The 17,945-nt window shown below is 65.7% G+C and carries 29 protein-coding genes; 26 read left to right on the top strand and 3 right to left on the bottom strand.

Going from position 1 to position 17,945, the window contains the following annotated elements; translation table 11 throughout:
* Positions 1-10 precede the first annotated feature (10 nt).
* Positions 11-394 carry a hypothetical protein gene (locus tag ABTV68_RS17320; RefSeq protein ID WP_433674919.1) on the bottom strand — a complete coding sequence of 128 codons (384 nt, stop codon included), beginning with the start codon at positions 392-394 and terminating at the stop codon, positions 11-13.
* A gap of 404 nt (positions 395-798) precedes the next feature.
* Positions 799-1,305: an endonuclease domain-containing protein gene (locus ABTV68_RS17315; RefSeq protein ID WP_433674918.1), complete on the bottom strand. Its 507-nt coding sequence runs from the start codon at positions 1,303-1,305 to the stop codon at positions 799-801.
* 1,669 nt (positions 1,306-2,974) lie between these two features.
* On the opposite strand from ABTV68_RS17315, the gene rpsJ reads away from it, so the two are divergent.
* From rpsJ to ABTV68_RS17190, 25 genes are all read left to right on the top strand, one after another.
* Positions 2,975-3,283, top strand: a complete 309-nt coding sequence (gene rpsJ, locus ABTV68_RS17310; protein WP_040162964.1) for a 30S ribosomal protein S10 — start codon at positions 2,975-2,977, stop codon at positions 3,281-3,283.
* A 15-nt stretch (positions 3,284-3,298) separates the two neighbouring features.
* Positions 3,299-3,958 (top strand): 50S ribosomal protein L3, encoded by a 660-nt coding sequence (gene rplC / locus ABTV68_RS17305; RefSeq protein WP_231091568.1) that lies wholly within the window; start codon positions 3,299-3,301, stop codon positions 3,956-3,958.
* Between the two features lie 2 nt (positions 3,959-3,960).
* Complete coding sequence (gene rplD / locus ABTV68_RS17300) at positions 3,961-4,617, top strand: 50S ribosomal protein L4 (RefSeq protein WP_231091569.1); 657 nt, start codon at positions 3,961-3,963, stop codon at positions 4,615-4,617.
* A complete protein-coding gene (gene rplW / locus ABTV68_RS17295; protein WP_231091570.1) occupies positions 4,614-4,913 on the top strand; it encodes a 50S ribosomal protein L23 in 300 nt (99 codons plus the stop codon). Before rplD ends, rplW begins: the two co-directional genes overlap by 4 nt.
* 21 nt (positions 4,914-4,934) lie before the next feature.
* Positions 4,935-5,774 (top strand): 50S ribosomal protein L2, encoded by an 840-nt coding sequence (rplB, locus tag ABTV68_RS17290; protein ID WP_433674917.1) that lies wholly within the window; start codon positions 4,935-4,937, stop codon positions 5,772-5,774.
* 11 nt (positions 5,775-5,785) lie between these two features.
* Complete coding sequence (gene rpsS / locus ABTV68_RS17285) at positions 5,786-6,067, top strand: 30S ribosomal protein S19 (protein WP_040162977.1); 282 nt, start codon at positions 5,786-5,788, stop codon at positions 6,065-6,067.
* Positions 6,068-6,088: 21 nt separating this feature from the next.
* Positions 6,089-6,484: a 50S ribosomal protein L22 gene (rplV, locus tag ABTV68_RS17280; RefSeq protein WP_231091572.1), complete on the top strand. Its 396-nt coding sequence runs from the start codon at positions 6,089-6,091 to the stop codon at positions 6,482-6,484.
* Positions 6,484-7,248 carry a 30S ribosomal protein S3 gene (rpsC, locus tag ABTV68_RS17275; RefSeq protein WP_433674916.1) on the top strand — a complete coding sequence of 255 codons (765 nt, stop codon included), beginning with the start codon at positions 6,484-6,486 and terminating at the stop codon, positions 7,246-7,248. The genes rplV and rpsC overlap by 1 nt, the downstream gene beginning before the upstream one ends.
* Positions 7,248-7,667: a 50S ribosomal protein L16 gene (rplP, locus tag ABTV68_RS17270; protein ID WP_433674915.1), complete on the top strand. Its 420-nt coding sequence runs from the start codon at positions 7,248-7,250 to the stop codon at positions 7,665-7,667. Before rpsC ends, rplP begins: the two co-directional genes overlap by 1 nt.
* The gene (rpmC, locus tag ABTV68_RS17265) at positions 7,667-7,978 is read left to right on the top strand and encodes a 50S ribosomal protein L29 (RefSeq protein WP_433674914.1); all 312 of its coding nucleotides are present in this window, start codon (positions 7,667-7,669) and stop codon (positions 7,976-7,978) included. Before rplP ends, rpmC begins: the two co-directional genes overlap by 1 nt.
* Positions 7,978-8,268, top strand: a complete 291-nt coding sequence (gene rpsQ, locus ABTV68_RS17260; protein ID WP_269143071.1) for a 30S ribosomal protein S17 — start codon at positions 7,978-7,980, stop codon at positions 8,266-8,268. The genes rpmC and rpsQ overlap by 1 nt, the downstream gene beginning before the upstream one ends.
* 34 nt (positions 8,269-8,302) lie before the next feature.
* The gene (rplN, locus tag ABTV68_RS17255; RefSeq protein WP_231091576.1) at positions 8,303-8,671 is read left to right on the top strand and encodes a 50S ribosomal protein L14; all 369 of its coding nucleotides are present in this window, start codon (positions 8,303-8,305) and stop codon (positions 8,669-8,671) included.
* A gap of 2 nt (positions 8,672-8,673) precedes the next feature.
* Positions 8,674-9,033: a 50S ribosomal protein L24 gene (gene rplX, locus ABTV68_RS17250; protein ID WP_433674913.1), complete on the top strand. Its 360-nt coding sequence runs from the start codon at positions 8,674-8,676 to the stop codon at positions 9,031-9,033.
* A complete protein-coding gene (gene rplE / locus ABTV68_RS17245; protein WP_433674912.1) occupies positions 9,033-9,599 on the top strand; it encodes a 50S ribosomal protein L5 in 567 nt (188 codons plus the stop codon). Before rplX ends, rplE begins: the two co-directional genes overlap by 1 nt.
* Before the next feature lie 156 nt (positions 9,600-9,755).
* A complete protein-coding gene (gene rpsH / locus ABTV68_RS17240) occupies positions 9,756-10,154 on the top strand; it encodes a 30S ribosomal protein S8 (protein WP_231091579.1) in 399 nt (132 codons plus the stop codon).
* Positions 10,155-10,160: 6 nt separating this feature from the next.
* Positions 10,161-10,697, top strand: a complete 537-nt coding sequence (gene rplF / locus ABTV68_RS17235) for a 50S ribosomal protein L6 (protein ID WP_433674911.1) — start codon at positions 10,161-10,163, stop codon at positions 10,695-10,697.
* 2 nt (positions 10,698-10,699) lie between these two features.
* Positions 10,700-11,059, top strand: a complete 360-nt coding sequence (gene rplR / locus ABTV68_RS17230; RefSeq protein WP_404920956.1) for a 50S ribosomal protein L18 — start codon at positions 10,700-10,702, stop codon at positions 11,057-11,059.
* Complete coding sequence (rpsE, locus tag ABTV68_RS17225; protein ID WP_433674910.1) at positions 11,056-11,739, top strand: 30S ribosomal protein S5; 684 nt, start codon at positions 11,056-11,058, stop codon at positions 11,737-11,739. The genes rplR and rpsE overlap by 4 nt, the downstream gene beginning before the upstream one ends.
* Positions 11,739-11,924 (top strand): 50S ribosomal protein L30, encoded by a 186-nt coding sequence (rpmD, locus tag ABTV68_RS17220; RefSeq protein WP_167038504.1) that lies wholly within the window; start codon positions 11,739-11,741, stop codon positions 11,922-11,924. The genes rpsE and rpmD overlap by 1 nt, the downstream gene beginning before the upstream one ends.
* Positions 11,924-12,475 carry a 50S ribosomal protein L15 gene (rplO, locus tag ABTV68_RS17215; RefSeq protein ID WP_404920958.1) on the top strand — a complete coding sequence of 184 codons (552 nt, stop codon included), beginning with the start codon at positions 11,924-11,926 and terminating at the stop codon, positions 12,473-12,475. Before rpmD ends, rplO begins: the two co-directional genes overlap by 1 nt.
* Positions 12,476-12,566: 91 nt before the next feature.
* Positions 12,567-13,892: a preprotein translocase subunit SecY gene (gene secY, locus ABTV68_RS17210; RefSeq protein ID WP_433674909.1), complete on the top strand. Its 1,326-nt coding sequence runs from the start codon at positions 12,567-12,569 to the stop codon at positions 13,890-13,892.
* Positions 13,889-14,491, top strand: coding sequence for an adenylate kinase (locus tag ABTV68_RS17205; RefSeq protein ID WP_433674908.1), 603 nt, complete (start codon positions 13,889-13,891; stop codon positions 14,489-14,491). The genes secY and ABTV68_RS17205 overlap by 4 nt, the downstream gene beginning before the upstream one ends.
* Positions 14,491-15,342: a type I methionyl aminopeptidase gene (map, locus tag ABTV68_RS17200; RefSeq protein ID WP_433674907.1), complete on the top strand. Its 852-nt coding sequence runs from the start codon at positions 14,491-14,493 to the stop codon at positions 15,340-15,342. The genes ABTV68_RS17205 and map overlap by 1 nt, the downstream gene beginning before the upstream one ends.
* A 118-nt stretch (positions 15,343-15,460) precedes the next feature.
* Positions 15,461-16,237 (top strand): DsbA family protein, encoded by a 777-nt coding sequence (locus ABTV68_RS17195; RefSeq protein WP_433674906.1) that lies wholly within the window; start codon positions 15,461-15,463, stop codon positions 16,235-16,237.
* 107 nt (positions 16,238-16,344) lie between these two features.
* Positions 16,345-16,761 (top strand): VOC family protein, encoded by a 417-nt coding sequence (locus ABTV68_RS17190; RefSeq protein WP_433674905.1) that lies wholly within the window; start codon positions 16,345-16,347, stop codon positions 16,759-16,761.
* Here the strand turns inward: ABTV68_RS17190 and ABTV68_RS17185 are convergent.
* Positions 16,751-17,176: a GIY-YIG nuclease family protein gene (locus tag ABTV68_RS17185; RefSeq protein WP_433674904.1), complete on the bottom strand. Its 426-nt coding sequence runs from the start codon at positions 17,174-17,176 to the stop codon at positions 16,751-16,753. The genes ABTV68_RS17190 and ABTV68_RS17185 overlap by 11 nt on opposite strands.
* A 174-nt stretch (positions 17,177-17,350) precedes the next feature.
* Between ABTV68_RS17185 and ABTV68_RS17180 the strand changes: the two genes are divergently transcribed.
* The gene (locus ABTV68_RS17180) at positions 17,351-17,896 is read left to right on the top strand and encodes a PadR family transcriptional regulator (protein WP_433674903.1); all 546 of its coding nucleotides are present in this window, start codon (positions 17,351-17,353) and stop codon (positions 17,894-17,896) included.
* Positions 17,897-17,945 lie beyond the last annotated feature (49 nt).

Below are 17,945 nucleotides of genomic sequence, written 5' to 3'. Positions count from 1 at the left end.
GTGATCTGCTTCACGACCTGAAGTAATGCGAAGCCCTCCGGAGCCCCGCTCCGGAGGGCTTCGCCGCGTCTTGAGACGCCGGGCCACCCCACGGTATGCCGTTGCCGTTGCCGTTGCCGTTGCCGTTGCCGTTGCCGTTGCCGTTGCCGTTGCCGTTGCCGTTGCCGTTGCCGTTGCCGTTGTCGTTGTCGTTGTCGTTGTCGTTGTCGTTGTCGTTGCCGTTGCCGTTGCGTTTCGCTGCCCGCGGTGCGCTGGGTCCTCGAGTGCACGGTGCTTGTGAGCGGAGACGACGATGGCGTGTGCGGACGACATCCGCGAACGGGGAGACGTTCGCAAATGGGGCGACGTCCCCGAATGCGGGACCGGCGCGGGACGTTCGCGCGAGCGGCATCACCGCACGGAGTTTCGCGACGCGGCATCACCGTCGGATATTCGCGACGCGGCATCACCGTCGGATATTCGGCGGTGGCGATCACCGCGAGACTTCCTTATGTGGGCGACAATCGCCGCATTGCGATGATTCTCGCCCACAGACGCAAGTTTCGCGGGCAATGGTTGGCTCTGGGCTGTTGACCGACCACTGTTTCCCGGGTCGCGGTCCGGCGTCGAGACTCGAATCCGCGCGCGGGGGACACACCGATAAGGCTCGCTAAGACTGCGGGGCGTGTGCGCCGCAGAAAGGGGCACCGATACGGCTCACTGATCCTGCGGGGCATGGACGGTGAAGGGGAGGAGCCCGGTCCAGCGCGGTGGTACTGCGGGGAGTGGGCGATGCGGGACCTGAGCCCCGGCGGCGGGTCAACGGGGCAGGAGATGGCGGCGCTGCGCGACGGCTCGGGAGACCGTCGCCAGGACCCTGGGCCAGTCGTGGATCACCTGCGCGTAGGTGAAGCGCAGAACGGTGTAACCGCGTAGCGTCAGTTCGGCATCGTGCGCTGCATCACGGGTCCGCTCGGCGGCACTGGAGTGAAACTCTTGACCGTCGACCTGGAGCACGAGTCGATCTCCGATGAGCAGGTCGACTCGGTGCCCGGCGACGAACGCCTGGGCTCGGAGTTCGCAGTTCAGATGCGCGAGTCCGCGGATGAGAAGCGTCTCCAGCCCGGAGTCAGACAGGCCAGTCACCGTTGCCGCAAGCAAGCGGGCAGCCGTCGAGGTCCAAGCGATCTGGTGCAGAGTCTCTGGCGAGACACCTTCGACGCGACATGCGGACTCCCAGATGACGGTCGCGGTGGTCAGATCGCAGCAGAGAGCGACATGCTGCAAGGTGTCTTCAACGGATTCGATCAGCTGGCCACGCGCCATGGGAACGAGCGGTTGACTGCGGTGAATGCGTGCGTCGGGAGGAGGCACGGGTGAATTGGCCGCCATGTGAAGGTGCCGTTCACGCGGTGCGGACTCGGGCAGCCACCAGCGTCGGAGTCCTGCCGCGGTGACACAGGCTGCGCGCCCGTTCACGCGAGCTGCTGCGATGAGATCTTCGTGCACGCCGGCGACTGCGAGCCAGTTACGGCCAATCGTTCTGACAAGGCCGGCATCGACGTCGCGTTTGATACGGCGCGGGTGGAATCCCGCGGCACTCGTAACCCGCCGGTGCGCGATGCCGCCATGATTTCGAAGCCAGATTGCCAATTCCATCCCAGGATCCTCGCCGGGGTCGTTCCTCCATGCTCTCGCCGGGGCGTGATTGGGGAGTCGATGTCGGGATCTCCGGCTTGGGGAGATCTCGTTGTCCGTGAGGGGTGGCGCGTGGCCGAGGTAACTGCGTCACCGAAGGAGACGCTGCGAATCGAGGGGCGGAGCGGCGCGTGAGTCTGATGTCGGCGCACATTTGATGCAAAGCGTGCCTCGATGACGGCAGGCAGGTTGCGCTCCGTGGTGCCGGAGCGGCTCTGTCGCCGATGCAGGGCAAAGCCGTGGATTTCGGGGCGCGAGTGGTCGCCGGTCCTACATTGGCGTCCTCGTCCTCATCTGGTGACGTGTGGCGCCCGTTGATGCTGGTTGGTGGGCCGGTTGCGATCAGTGGTGTCGGGCGGCCTTGTCGCCAACCGAGGGGAGCGTCGTGGATTTCGGGCCGCGGGCGTTCACCAGTCCTATTCCGGCCTCATCGTCCTCATCTCGCGACGTGTGGCGCACGTTGATGCTGGTTGGCCGGCAAGGTGTGCTCGCGGTGCTGGGACGGCCTTCTCGCCAATGTAGGGCGGAGTCGCAGATCTAGGATCGCGGGCGGTCACCGGTCCTACATCGGCGTCATGGTCCTCATCTCGTGACGGTCGTCGAGAGTGGGTGCCGGCTTCGCCGTGTGCGCTCGCTAACGGATGCACTGTTGACCGCCCTGCAGGTTCGCGTGCGGACGCGGGATGCCCGCGAAGCGGTCGGGCGGGCGAACGCGACCTGCCTCGCACCCGCTGCGGGCCTAGCGGCACGAGCCTAGGAGTCGGTCGTGAAAGTAGGGCTCTCATGCAGACAGCGCCCTACTTTCGATGCTCTGCCCTACTTTGGCGCCCTCGCCGCCGCCGCCGCCGCAGCCGCACCCGCACCCGCACCCGCACCCGCGATTGCGCCCCGCCCGGTGCCGCAAGTACCCCCGAAACCCCGAAAACGCACCCGAAACCGGGAATCGCCCGAGCGCGACACGCCCGGGTTTGCAGTACCGTTCCCGGGGTGGCAAACTAGTGAGGTTCCACATTTCTGCGTGCCGTCATGTCCTCATGACAGCGCGGAATCACTACCACGGCAGTGCACAGGCGGCGCGAGAGCGTCAGGTTCTGGGCCGCGGGTAGCAGAACGCAATCCGATACTCGCATGAGGGCCCTGCTTTCGTGCGGCCATCGGGAGCCGGCTCACGCCGGTGATGACAGCAGAACAGTGGTGCAGCATCGCACGGCCAGGAGTCGTGTGCGAGTGCCAGAGGCGCAACCCGCGCCCCGTGCGTCCAATGCCCCAGAGGTACGACGCGGAAAGAGAGATAAAGATGGCGGGACAGAAGATCCGCATCCGACTGAAGTCGTATGACCACGAGGTCATCGACTCGTCGGCGCGCAAGATCGTCGACACCGTGACCCGGGCGGGCGCTACCGTCGTGGGTCCGGTTCCACTCCCCACGGAGAAGAACGTGGTGGCGGTCATCCGCTCGCCCCACAAGTACAAGGACAGCCGCGAGCACTTCGAGATGCGCACCCACAAGCGCCTCATCGACATCATCGACCCGACGCCCAAGGCCGTCGACTCGCTGATGCGCCTCGACCTGCCTGCCGATGTCAACATCGAGATCAAGCTGTAAGGCCGGGTATCGAACATGACTGACATCAACACCAAGGTTTCCAAGGGACTGCTGGGCACCAAGCTCGGTATGACCCAGGTCTGGAACGAGAACGGCAAGCTCATCCCGGTCACCGTGATCGAGCTCGCACCCAACGTGGTCACCCAGGTCCGCTCGGCCGAGCGTGACGGCTACAACGCCGTTCAGATCGCCGCCGGTCAGATCGACCCGCGTAAGGTCACCAAGCCCCTCACCGGTCACTTCGAGGCTGCCGGCGTCACGCCGCGCCGCCACGTGACGGAGATCCGCACCGCTGACGCTGCCGAGTACACGCTCGGTCAGGAGCTCACCGTTGACGGCGTCTTCGAGGCCGGCCAGCTGGTCGACGTCGTCGGCACCAGCAAGGGTAAGGGCACCGCGGGTGTGATGAAGCGCCACAACTTCAAGGGCGTTTCGGCATCACACGGTGCTCACCGCAACCACCGCAAGCCCGGTTCCATCGGTGCTTCCTCGACCCCGAGCCGTGTCTTCAAGGGCATGCGCATGGCCGGTCGTATGGGTGGCGAGCGCGTGACCGTCCTCAACCTCACGGTGCACGCCATCGACGCCGAGAAGGGACTCATGCTCGTCAAGGGCGCCGTCCCCGGTGCACGTGGCCGCATCGTCTACGTCCGCAACGCAGTGAAGGGCGCGTGAGCATGGCTGACACGACTCTCAAGCTCGACGTTCAGAGCGCTGCAGGCAAGAAGGCCGGTTCGGTCGACCTGCCCGCCGAGCTCTTCGACGTCAAGACCAACGTTCCGCTGATCCACCAGGTCGTCGTCGCGCAGCAGGCTGCCGCGCGTCAGGGCACCCACTCGACCAAGCGTCGTGGTGAGGTCTCCGGTGCCGGCCGCAAGCCGTTCAAGCAGAAGGGTACGGGTAACGCTCGTCAGGGCTCCATCCGTGCTCCGCACATGACCGGTGGTGGCATCGTCCACGGACCGAAGCCGCGCGACTACTCGCAGCGCACCCCCAAGAAGATGATCGCCGCCGCCCTGCTGGGTGCGCTGAGCGACCGTGTTCGTGGCGAGCGCGTGCACGTCGTCGACAGCTTCGGCATCGAGGGCACCCCCTCGACCAAGAAGGCTGCCGCGCTGCTGGCTTCGTTCCCGGGCAAGAACACGCTCGTCGTGCTCACCCGTGACGACGAGATCAGCGCCCTGTCGGTTCGCAACCTCGCCAACCTGCACGCGCTGTACTTCGACCAGCTCAACGCTTACGACGTGCTCGTCTCCGACGACATCGTCTTCACCAAGGCCGCTTTCGACGCGTTCGTCGCTTCGAAGTCCGCCGCTGAGGAGGTCTCGGCATGACCGCGATCAACAAGGACCCGCGCGACATCATCCTGAAGCCGGTCGTCTCGGAGAAGTCCTACGGACTCATCGACGAGGGCAAGTACACCTTCGAGGTGGACCCCCGCGCGTCGAAGACCGAGATCAAGCTGGCCATCGAGAAGATCTTCTCGGTCAAGGTGGCGTCGGTCAACACGCTCAACCGCGTCGGCAAGGCCCGTCGCACCCGCTTCGGCACGGGCAAGCGCAAGGACACCAAGCGCGCCATCGTGACCCTGAAGTCCGGCACCATCGACATCTTCACGGCTGTCGGCTGAGGACCGGAGGAGTAGAGAAACATGGCTATTCGCAAGTACAAGCCCACGACCCCGGGTCGTCGCGGTTCGTCGGTGGCCGACTTCGCTGAGATCACGCGATCGACGCCCGAGAAGTCGCTGCTTCGTCCGCTGTCGAAGACCGGTGGCCGTAACAACCAGGGCCGCATCACGACCCGTCACATCGGTGGTGGCCACAAGCGTCAGTACCGCGTCATCGACTTCCGTCGCAATGACAAGGACGGCGTGAACGCCAAGGTCGCTCACATCGAGTACGACCCCAACCGCACCGCTCGTATCGCGCTGCTCCACTACGTGGACGGCACCAAGCGCTACATCCTGGCTCCGAACAAGGTCCAGCAGGGCGACATCATCGAGTCGGGTCCCTCGGCTGACATCAAGCCGGGCAACAACCTGCCGCTGAAGAACATCCCCACCGGTACGGTCATCCACGCCATCGAGCTCCGCCCCGGCGGCGGCGCGAAGATCGCGCGTTCGGCTGGTGTCTCGGTGCGTCTCGTCGCCAAGGACGGCCCCTACGCCCAGCTGCGTATGCCCTCCGGTGAGATCCGCAACGTCGACGTCCGCTGCCGCGCGACGATCGGCGAGGTCGGCAACGCCGAGCAGTCGAACATCAACTGGGGTAAGGCCGGCCGTATGCGCTGGAAGGGCGTTCGCCCGACCGTGCGTGGTGTCGCGATGAACCCGGTCGACCACCCGCACGGTGGTGGTGAGGGTAAGACCTCCGGTGGACGTAACCCTGTGACCCCGTGGGGTCAGAAGGAAGGCCGTACGCGTCACGCCAACAAGGAAAGTGACAAGTACATCGTCCGTCGCCGCAATGCTGGCAAGAAGCGTAAGTAGGAGTCAAGAAGATGCCTCGCAGTCTTAAGAAGGGCCCCTTCGTCGACGAGCACCTGCTTCGCAAGGTTGTCTCGCAGAACGAAGCTGGGACGAAGAACGTCATCAAGACGTGGTCGCGCCGCTCGATGATTGTGCCGAACATGCTCGGTCACACCATCGCCGTGCACGACGGCCGCAAGCACATCCCGGTGTTCGTCACCGAGTCGATGGTCGGCCACAAGCTGGGCGAGTTCGCGCCCACCCGCACCTTCCGCGGTCACGTGAAGGACGACAAGAAGGGCCGTCGCCGCTAAGGCGACGCAGAGGAGAGAAAAATGGTGGAGTCCATCGCACGTGTGCGACACATCCGCGTGACCCCTCAGAAGGCTCGTCGTGTCGTTGCACTGATCAAGGGCAAGCAGGCCGAGGAGGCGCTGGCGATCCTCAAGTTCGCAGCGCAGTCGGCTTCTGACCCGATCTACAAGCTCGTCGCGTCGGCCATGGCCAACGCACGGGTCACCGCCGACAAGAACGGCGAGTTCCTGGACGAGCGCGATCTGTACGTGAAGAACGCGTACGTCGACGAGGGCACGACGCTCAAGCGTTTCCAGCCCCGTGCACAGGGTCGCGCCTTCCAGATCAAGAAGCGCACGAGCCACATCACGGTCGTGCTCTCGACGCCGGAGGCCGCTGACACGGCTGCCGGCTCCAGCAAGAAGGCGAGCAAGTAATGGGACAGAAGGTCAACCCGTACGGCTTCCGCCTCGGAATCACGACCGACCACGTGTCGCGTTGGTTCTCGGACTCGACGAAGCCGGGACAGCGTTACGCCGACTACGTCGCCGAGGACATCCGCATCCGCAAGCTTCTGCAGACGCAGCTGGACCGTGCCGGCGTCAGCAACATCGAGATCGAGCGCACCCGCGACCGCGTGCGTGTGGACATCCACACCGCGCGCCCGGGCATCGTCATCGGTCGTCGTGGTGCTGAGGCCGAGCGCATCCGCGCTGACCTCGAGAAGCTCACCGGCAAGCAGATCCAGCTGAACATCCTCGAGGTGCGCAACCCCGAGGCCGACGCTCAGCTGGTCGCGCAGGGCATCGCCGAGCAGCTCTCTGCTCGTGTGGCGTTCCGTCGCGCGATGCGCAAGGGGCTGCAGGGCGCTCAGCGCGCCGGCGCCAAGGGCATCCGCATCCAGGTCTCCGGCCGCCTCGGCGGCGCCGAGATGAGCCGTTCGGAGTTCTACCGCGAGGGTCGTGTGCCGCTGCACACGCTGCGCGCGAACATCGACTACGGCTTCTACGAGGCGAAGACCACCTTCGGCCGCATCGGCGTGAAGGTCTGGATCTACAAGGGCGACCTCACCAACAAGGAACTCGCACGCGAGCAGGCCAACGCGCCCAAGGCTCGTCGTGACGACCGTGGCGACCGCCGTCGTGGCCCGCGTAACAACGCAGCCGCTGAGGCACCGGTCGCGGAAGGAGCTTCGGCGTAATGCTCATCCCCCGCAAGGTCAAGTACCGTAAGCAGCACCACCCGGGTCGCTCGGGCCAGGCCACCGGTGGCACCAAGGTGTCGTTCGGTGAGTTCGGCATCCAGGCGCTCACCCCGGCCTACGTGACCAACCGTCAGATCGAGGCAGCTCGTATCGCGATGACCCGTCACATCAAGCGTGGCGGAAAGGTGTGGATCAACATCTACCCCGACCGTCCGCTGACCAAGAAGCCGGCCGAAACCCGCATGGGTTCCGGTAAGGGTTCGCCCGAGTGGTGGGTCGCCAACGTCAAGCCGGGTCGCGTCCTCTTCGAGGTCGCGGGTGTGAACGAGGAGCTCGCACGCGAGGCCCTCACCCGTGCCATCCACAAGCTGCCCCTGAAGGCACGCATCATCAAGCGCGAGGAAGGCGACGCATAATGGCGATCGGTACCAAGCAGCTCGCCACGAGCGAGCTCGACACTTTCGAAGACCAGCGCCTCCTCGAGGAGGTCCGTAAGGCCAAGGAAGAGCTGTTCAACCTGCGCTTCCAGTCCGCAACGGGTCAGCTCGAGAGCCACGGCCGCATCCGCGCCGTCAAGCGCGACATCGCGCGTCTGTACACCGTGATCCGTGAGCGCGAGCTCGGCATCCGTGCCACGCCCGCTCCCGTCGAGGCGGCCCCCAAGGCCAAGAAGGCGACGAAGGCGAAGAAGTCTGAGGCTGACGCGCCGAAGGAGGAGGCCGAGTAATGGCTGACAAGAAGGACGAGACGGTGGCCCCCGAGCTCGAGCGCGGTTACCGCAAGGCTCGTCGTGGCTACGTCGTCAGCGACAAGATGGACAAGACCATCGTCGTCGAGGTCGAGGACCGCGTTAAGCACCCCCTCTACGGCAAGGTCATCCGCCGCACCTCGAAGGTCAAGGCGCACGACGAGACCAACAGCGCCGGTATCGGCGACCTGGTTCTCATCAACGAGACCCGTCCGCTGAGCGCCACCAAGCGCTGGCGCCTGGTCGAGATCCTCGAGAAGGCCAAGTAAGCCCTCGGCTTGCTTGGAATCCAAGGAGTAACAAGTGATTCAGACTGAATCCCGCCTCAAGGTCGCCGACAACACCGGTGCCAAGGAGCTGCTCACCATCCGCGTTCTCGGTGGCTCCAGCCGTCGCTACGCGGGTCTCGGTGACATCATCGTGGCCACCGTCAAGGACGCCATCCCGGGCGGAAACGTGAAGAAGGGTGACGTGGTCAAGGCCGTCGTCGTCCGCACGAAGAAGCAGACGCGCCGTCCTGACGGTTCGTACATCAAGTTCGACGAGAACGCTGCCGTCATCCTGAAGAGCGACGGGGAGCCCCGCGGCACCCGTATCTTCGGACCGGTCGGTCGCGAGCTTCGTGACAAGAAGTTCATGAAGATCGTCTCGCTGGCACCGGAGGTCATCTGATCATGGCGAAGATCAAGAAGGGTGACCTGGTTCAGGTCATCACGGGTCGCAAGCAGGACAAGGGCGGCGACCGCGGCAAGCAGGGCAAGGTCCTCGCGGTCCTGTCCGAGTCGAACCGCGTGGTCGTCGAGGGTGTGAACTACTCGACGCGCCACACGCGCGTCGGCCAGTCGCAGCGCGGCACCAAGACGGGTGGCATCGAGACCATCGAGGCCCCCATCCACATTTCGAACGTCGCCCTCGTGGACCCCTCGACGAAGAAGCCGACCAAGGTCGGTCACCGCGTCGAGGAGCAGACGAAGGACGGCGTGAAGCGCACCGTTCGCGTGCGCTACGCGAAGAAGAGCGGTAAGGACCTCTGATGGCAACGGCTGAGCCCCGCCTGAAGGCGAAGTACAAGTCCGAGATCGCACCGGCGCTGCAGAAGGAGTTCGGCTACCCGAACGTCATGCAGATCCCCGGTCTGGTCAAGATCGTCGTCAACACCGGTGTCGGTGAGGCGGCTCGTGACTCCAAGGTGATCGAGGGTGCGGTCGCAGACCTCACCGCGATCACGGGTCAGAAGCCGGTCGTCACCAAGGCCCGCAAGTCCATCGCGCAGTTCAAGCTGCGTGAGGGCCAGGCCATCGGTGCGCACGTCACCCTCCGCGGTGACCGCGCCTGGGAGTTCATGGACCGCCTGGTCTCGCTCGCCCTGCCGCGTATCCGCGACTTCCGGGGCCTGTCGGACAAGCAGTTCGACGGCAACGGAAACTACACGTTCGGTCTGCAGGAGCAGTCGGTCTTCCACGAGATCGACCAGGACAAGATCGACCGCGTTCGCGGTTTCGACATCACCGTCGTCACCACCGCGAAGACGGATGACGAGGGACGCGCGCTGCTCAAGCAGCTCGGGTTCCCGTTCAAGTCGGACGACGCCCAGGCGTAATCCGGCGGGAACGCCCACCTGAGATCACCTCTCTGCCGACTCCCTGCGTTTTGTGCGCGGGGAGTCGGCATGAGAGGATCGATCTTTGGGTATCTCCACCACAGGTCGGCCCGCTTGCCAGCGGCGTCGAAACCTGGTGAACGAAGGAAAATTCATATGACAATGACAGACCCGGTCGCAGATATGCTGACCCGTCTGCGCAACGCCAACTCGGCGCACCACGACTCCGTGTCGATGCCGTCGAGCAAGCTGAAGACGCACATCGCCGAGATCCTCCAGAAGGAGGGTTACATCGCCGGATGGAACGTCGAGGACGCACGCGTCGGCAAGACGCTGACCCTCTCGCTCAAGTACGGACCCAACCGTGAGCGCTCCATCGCCGGCATCAAGCGCGTGTCGAAGCCCGGTCTGCGCGTGTACGCACGCTCCACCGAGCTGCCCACCGTTCTCGGCGGCCTGGGCATCGCGATCCTGTCCACCTCGTCTGGCCTCCTTACGGACCGCCAGGCCGACCAGAAGGGCGTGGGTGGGGAAGTCCTCGCCTACGTGTGGTGACCCGCGATGTCTCGTATCGGTCGTCTTCCCATCGACATCCCCTCGAACGTCACTGTGACCATCGAGGGCTCTGAGGTCGCCGTCAAGGGCCCCAAGGGTGAGCTGTCGCTCTCCGTGGCCAGCCCGATCGAGGTCAAGGTCGAGGAGAACCAGATCCTGGTCACTCGTCCCGACGACGAGCGCGCTTCGCGCTCGCTGCACGGCCTGACGCGCACCCTCATCAGCAACAACATCATCGGCGTGACCGAGGGCTACTCCAAGGGCCTCGAGGTCGTCGGCACCGGTTACCGCGTGGCGCAGAAGGGCAGCTCTATCGAGTTCGCTCTCGGCTTCTCGCACCCCGTCCTGGTGGACCCGCCCGCGGGCATCACCTTCACGGTCGAGGGCAACAACAAGGTCACCGTGTCGGGTATCGACAAGCAGGCCGTCGGTGAGACTGCTGCCAACATCCGCAAGATCCGCAAGCCCGAGCCGTACAAGGGCAAGGGTGTGCGCTACGCCGGCGAGGTCGTGCGTCGCAAGGCCGGAAAGGCTGGTAAGTAATCATGGCTGTGAAGAGCAAGTCCGACGCCCGCGCGCGTCGTCACGCCCGTCTTCGCAAGCGCATCGTTGGCACCGCCGAGCGTCCGCGCCTGGTTGTGACGCGTTCCGCCCGCCACGTGTTCGTCCAGGTCGTGGACGACAGCAAGGGTCACACCGTTGCCTCCGCTTCGACGCTCGAGGCGGACTTCCGTGCGGCTACCGAGGACAAGACCGCCAAGGCACGCAAGGTCGGCGAGCTCGTCGCTGAGCGTGCGAAGGCAGCAGGCATCACCGAGGTCGTCTTCGACCGTGGTGGCAACCGCTACGCGGGTCGCGTCGCAGCTATCGCTGACGGCGCCCGTGAGGGAGGTCTGAGCCTGTGAGCGACAACAAGGAGACCGAAGTGACCGAGACCGCAGCCCCCGCGGCTGAGGCGGCGACCACCGAGCGTGAGCGCGAGCCGCGCCGCGGTGGACGTGAGCGCAACCCGAACCGCGACCGCGGTTCGCGTGACCGCGCGGAGAGCCAGTTCCTCGAGCGCGTCGTCACGATCAACCGCGTGTCGAAGGTCGTCAAGGGTGGACGCCGCTTCAGCTTCACGGCCCTCGTGGTCGTGGGCGACGGCAACGGCCTCGTCGGCGTCGGCTACGGCAAGGCGCGCGAGGTTCCGCTGGCGATCTCGAAGGGTGTCGAGGAGGCGAAGCGCAACTTCTTCCGCGTTCCCCGCATCCTGAAGACGATCCCGCACCCCGTCCAGGGTGAGGCCGCTGCCGGCGTCGTCCTGCTGCGTCCGGCCGCTCCGGGTACCGGTGTTATCGCCGGTGGTCCGGTTCGCGCCGTCCTCGAGTGCGCCGGTATCCACGACGTCCTGTCGAAGTCCCTCGGCTCGTCGAACACGATCAACATCGTGCACGCGACCGTCGAGGCGCTGAAGCAGCTCGAGGAGCCGCGCGCTGTGGCCGCCCGTCGTGGTCTCGACTACGACCAGGTCGCTCCCGCGAAGATCCTCAAGGCGGAGGCCCAGGCCGCCGCCGATGCTGCAGCTGAGAAGGTTGGTGCCTGATGGCCTCGCGTCTCAAGGTGACCCAGATCAAGTCCAAGGTCAGCGAGAAGCAGAACCAGCGCGACACGCTGCGTTCGCTCGGTCTGAAGCGGATCGGCGACTCGGTCGTCCGTCCGGACGACGCGCAGACGCGCGGTTACGTCAAGACCGTCGCTCACCTCGTCAAGGTTGAGGAGATCGACTAATGGCAGAGAAGAAGGACGAGACCGTGGAGACGGTCGACGCCCCGAAGAAGGCTGCCGCCAAGAAGCCGGCCGCCAAGAAGGCTCCCGCCAAGGCTGAGGCTCCCGCCTCGCGCCCGCAGGTGCTGAAGGTCCACCACCTGCGTCCCGTCCCGGGCGCTCACACCGCAAAGACCCGTGTCGGTCGCGGTGAGGGCTCCAAGGGTAAGACTGCGGGTCGCGGTACCAAGGGTACGAAGGCGCGCTACTCGGTGCGTCCCGGCTTCGAGGGTGGCCAGATGCCGCTGCACATGCGCACCCCGAAGCTGCGCGGGTTCAAGAACCCGTTCCGCGTGGAGTACCAGGTTGTGAACCTGGACAAGCTCTCGGAGCTGTACCCGGCCGGTGGCGATGTGACCATCGCCGACCTGGTCGCCAAGGGTGCTGTGCGTAAGAACGAGAAGGTCAAGGTTCTCGGCAACGGTGACATCACCGTTAAGCTGAACGTCCAGGTGGACAAGGTCTCCAGCTCTGCTGAGCAGAAGATCGTCGCCGCCGGTGGTTCGGTAGGCTGAGGCTCAGAGCCTGAGTCGTGAAACGGGCGGCCGGGGTCAAAACCCCGGCCGCCCGTTCCCCGCTTATAGACGTTTCGTCAGGAGGACGAGTTTGTTCAGCGCAATCGCGCGGATCTTCCGCACCCCGGATCTTCGGCGCAAGATCGGTTTCACACTGCTGATCATCGCCATCTATCGCCTGGGTGCGCACATCCCGGCTCCGTTCGTCGACTTCCCGAACGTCCAGGCCTGTGTCGCGAGCGCGTCGACCTCTGAGGGTCTGCTCTCGCTCGTCAACCTGTTCTCTGGCGGGGCGCTACTCCAGCTGTCGATCTTCGCCCTCGGTGTGATGCCGTACATCACGGCGACGATCATCACGCAGCTGCTGCGTGTGGTCATTCCGCACTTCGAGACGCTCTACAAGGAAGGCCAGGCGGGCCAGGCCAAGCTGACGCAGTACACGCGTTACCTGACCATCGCCCTGGCGCTCCTGCAGTCGACCACCCTCGTCACGGTGGCTCGCACCGGTCAGCTGTTCGGCACCGGCGGTCCCGCCGCGTGCGAGAACCTGCTGACCAACACCGCCTGGTGGGCGCAGCTGATGATGATCATCACGCTGACCGCCGGTACCGGTCTGATCATGTGGTTCGCCGAGCTCGTCACCGAGCGGGGCATCGGCAACGGCATGTCCCTCCTCATCTTCACCTCCATCGCCGCCGGCTTCCCGGCCTCGATGTGGGCCATCTGGACCGCCAAGAGCCCCGAGGTCTTCTTCCTCGTGCTGGCCGTCGGCATCCTGGTCGTCGCGCTCGTGGTGTTCGTCGAACAGTCCCAGCGCCGCATCCCGGTCCAGTACGCCAAGCGCATGGTGGGTCGCCGCACCTACGGCGGCACCAACACCTACATCCCGATCAAGGTCAACATGGCCGGTGTGGTGCCGGTCATCTTCGCCTCGTCGCTGCTGTACCTGCCCGCCCTCATCGCCCAGTTCAACCAGAACCCGGACAAGGACGGCAACATCCCCGGCTGGGTCATCTGGATCCAGACGTACCTCGTGAAGGGCGACCACCCGCTCTACATGATCCTGTACTTCCTGCTGATCGTCGGCTTCACGTTCTTCTACGTGGCCATCACGTTCAACCCGGTCGAGGTCGCCGACAACATGAAGAAGTACGGCGGGTTCATCCCCGGCATCCGTGCGGGCAAGCCGACGTCGGACTACCTCGAGTACGTGATCAACCGCATCACCACTCCGGGCGCCATCTACCTCGGTCTCGTGGCTCTGCTCCCGCTCATCGCTCTGGCCACGGTCGGCGCGAACCAGAACTTCCCGTTCGGCGGCGCTTCGATCCTCATCATCGTCGGTGTGGGTCTGGAGACCGTCAAGCAGATCGACGCGCAGCTTCAGCAGCGCCACTACGAAGGGCTCCTCCGATGACGAACTCCTCTGCACGCTTCCTGATCGTCGGCCCGCAGGGCTCCGGAAAGGGAACGCAGGGGGTCCGCATCGCGGACGCGTTCGGCATCCCGGTGGTCTCCACCGGTGACATCTTCCGCGCGAACATCAAGCAGGGCACGGACCTCGGCAAGAAGGTCCAGGCCATCACCGCCGCCGGTGACCTCGTCTCGGACGAACTCACCGGGGAGCTGGTGAGCGACCGCCTCTCGCAGGAGGACGCGGCCGCCGGATTCCTGCTGGACGGCTACCCGCGCAACCGGGCGCAGGTGGGTCACCTGGATGAGATCCTCTCCGACCAGGGCGTGGCACTGGACGCGGTCATCGCGCTGGATGTGCCCCGTGAGGAGTCCATCGCGCGGATCGCCCTGCGCGCCCAGGAGCAGGGTCGTGAGGACGACACCCCGGAGGCCATCGCGCACCGTCTGGAGATCTACGAGCGGGAGACCGCGCCGATCCTCGCGGTGTACGAAGAGCGCGGTGTGGTCGACACGATCGACGGCGTCGGCACGCTGGACGAGATCACCGAGCGCATCTTCGCGGCTCTGGCAGCGCGCGGTCTCGCTCCCGTCGCGGTCTGATGCGTCTCTTTCCCAATTCGCAGTACAAGACGCCCGCCCAGCTGCGCCAGATGGTCGCAGCTGGGCGGATCACGTCCGCCATGCTCGACGCGGTCGCGGCGACCATCCGTCCCGGCATCACAACGCTCGACCTGGACGCCGCAGCCGAGGCGGAGATGCTCCGCCACGGAGCGAAGAGCAACTTCAAGATGGTGAAGGGCTACCACCACACCACGTGCGTCTCGGTGAACGAGCAGGTTGTGCACGGCATCCCTGGATCCCTCGTGCTGCAGCCGGGTGACATCGTCTCGGTGGACGTGGGTGCGGAGTTCGACGGGTGGAACGGCGATTCGGCCCGAACGTTCGTGATCCCTGACCCCTCGCGGCGGGAGCTGGTGGCCCATCGCGAAGAGCTTTCGCGGGTGACAGAGACGTCGATGTGGGCGGGCATCGCGGCGCTCGCGACCGGCTCTTACACGCGCGATATCGGCATCGCCATCGAGAAGTACATCCTCGAGCACCCGCTGTCGGAGCACGGCCGCCCGGCCGGCATCCTGCGCGACTTTGTGGGGCACGGCATCGGTCGCAAGATGCACGAGAAGCCGAGCATCTTCAACTACGAGGCCGGCGGTCTGGGTGCTGAGATCCAGCCCGGGCTGTGCGTGGCGATCGAGCCGATGATGACGGCAGGCACCGAGCAGGTCGTGATCGAAGAGGACGACTGGACCATCAGCACCACCGACGGCTCGATGGGCTCCCACTGGGAGCACTCGGTCGCGGTTCACGACGGAGGCATCTGGGTGCTCACCGCCGCGGACGGCGGTGCTGCCGGGCTCGCCCCCTTCGGTGTGGTGCCGGTTCCGATTCCCTGATCCGTTACGTCATCGTTCTCGCTCACACCGCAGGCTCAGGCTGGTGCAGGGCAAAATGGATTCCAGTGCATTGAATGCGGCTCCGCTCTGGAGCCCACGGCCCTGAACAGAGGAAGACATGGCGAAGGCTGCTGCCCGCAAGACGAACTGGTTCGCAATCTGGACCAGCGTGATCGTCGCTGTCATCGTGATCGGCGCCGGTGTGGCCGTCGTCATCGGCAACAGCGTCGCGACGAGCTCCGGTACCGCGCCGGCCGCCTCGAACCTCGACAAGGACAGCGGCGCGCTGCTGTTCGGTGAGGGCGAGAACCGCGTGGAGACGTACATCGATTTCCAGTGCCCCGCGTGCAACCAGTTCGAAGGCGCGTATGGCGAGCAGCTCGCAGAGCTCGCGGCCAACAACGACATCACCCTCGCGGTGCACCCGGTGGCGATCCTGGACCGCTTCTCGATGGGCACGAACTACTCCAGCCGCGCCGCCAACGCCTACTACTGCGTGGCGGACACCGACAGCTCGAAGCTGCAGGAGTTCACCACCACGATGTTCGCCAACCAGCCGGCGGAGAACACCTCGGGTCTGACGGACGAGCAGATCGTCGGATTCGCGAAGGACCTCGGCGTCGACATCACCACGTGCCAGCAGGAGGCGAAGTTCTCCAAGTACGTGACCTGGTCCACGAAGAAGCTGCCGAAGAACCCTGCCACGGGACAGAGTGCGACGCCCACCATCGTGATCGATGACGAGTACCAGCAGCTGGCCACGATCGGCGCCTCCGCTACCTTCTTCGCCGACAAGTTCGGCTCGGCCACCCCCACCGAGTCCCCGGCTCCGAGTGCATCGGTTTCGCCGTCGTCCTCCGGCACGGCCACGCCGTCGCCTTCCGCGACGAAGTAAGACTTCGAACGGGCCCGCACCATTGGTGCGGGCCCGTTCTCGTTCCTGCACCTGCTCGCCACTGCGGCAACGACGTAGGGTGGGCGAGACACGAACGAAGGAGCATCGTGACATCACCGACGCTGTACCTCTGGTTTCCCGGCAACGCGAGCGAGGTTCTGGACTTCTATCAGTCCGTCTTCGGTGGCGAGGTCACGAAGCACACCTATGCGGAGTTCGGCCGCGCGGACGGGCCGGCTGACGCTATCGCCCACGGTTCCCTCGATGGTCCGGTGACGCTGTTCGCGACTGATGCGTCCGGCGACGAGGACGCTGTCGACATCCGCGGCGTGGCCATCGCCCTGCTCGGCACGGCAGATGCCGCGACCCTGACCCGGTGGTTCGACCTGCTCGCCGACGGCGGCACGGTGATCGATCCGCTGGACGCCACCACGTGGGGCTCCCACGATGGTCAGGTGCGCGACCGCTGGGGCGTGCGCTGGCTGATCGGCTACGAGGACCAAGAGCCCGCCGTCACCCCGTGATCGCGGCGAGGTCGGTGGCGAACCAGCGAAGGTAGCTGTCCCAGGGTTCCCGATCCCCGCGGAGCCGCGACGCGTGTGTCACGAGGGGGTCCGCGGCCGCGAACCACTCGCCGCCGAGTCTGAGTTCCGCGAACTCGATATGCCGACTGTGCTCGAGCGTCCGATCGCCGCGTTCGAACGCCAGCAGTTCCTCGTGCCTGATGGCGGCGAGACGCTGGCGTGGATTGGCGGTGGTGCCGATCTTGATTCGGTCGCGCCAGCGCAGGTAGTACACGACGTCCACGCGCGGGGGAGGGAGATCCGGGTCGGGTGCGTCGCCGAATCGCCAGCCGCATCGGGCGCACCGGATCGCACCATCGGCGCGCTCGGCGCGCTCCCCACGACACAGCAGGCAGGGGGCGGGCAGCTCGGGCATGGCGCCCACCCTACGCCGGGCCGCCGACAGCGCAAGCGGAGCGCCTGCCAGCCCCTGTCGCCTGCGGGTCGGCTGAGAGAGCGCCGAGGTCTCTGGTGACGGCAGCGAGGAAGCGATATATCGGTATATATCGCTTGATGCGTCGGCGCGATCGACGCGGAGAAGGAGACGATCATGAACGCAACCAACTCGATGCCCGGATTCGGCAATCCGATGAACGGCCTGTGGGACGCGATGGAGCAGCTGCGCGAGGGTTTCGAGCGCCGGTTCGCGCCGCCGCGGATGGCGCGCGGAGATGTGCGCACGGCGATCCTGACGCTCCTCGCGGAGCAGCCGATGCACGGTTACCAGATCATCCAGGAGATCGCCGATCGCAGCGATGGAGCGTGGAAGCCGAGCCCCGGATCCGTGTACCCCACGCTGCAGCTGCTGGCGGACGAAGGCCTGATCGAGGCCGACGAAGCCGACGGCCGCAAGACGTACTCGCTCACTGACGAGGGTCGCTCGGCCGCGGCCGCCAGCGAGGGCGCGGCACCCTGGGAGGGCTCGGCCTCATCCGGCGGACCCTCGCACAACCTCGCCCTGCCGAAAGCGGGCGCGAAGCTGGCGCAGGCCGCAGCGCAGGTCGGACGCGACGGCAGCCCTGCTCAGGTCGAGGAGGCGATCGCCGTGCTCGACGACGCGCGCCGCAAGCTCTACGCGATTCTCGCGCAGGAGTGATGGCGGAGGACCGGCGCGATTCGACCGCAGGATCCGCCGCGGACGCGGT

The organism is Microbacterium gorillae, from assembly GCF_050990725.1.
GTDB lineage: Bacteria > Actinomycetota > Actinomycetes > Actinomycetales > Microbacteriaceae > Microbacterium > Microbacterium gorillae_A.
This window is presented reverse-complemented; position numbering and strand designations above follow the sequence as displayed.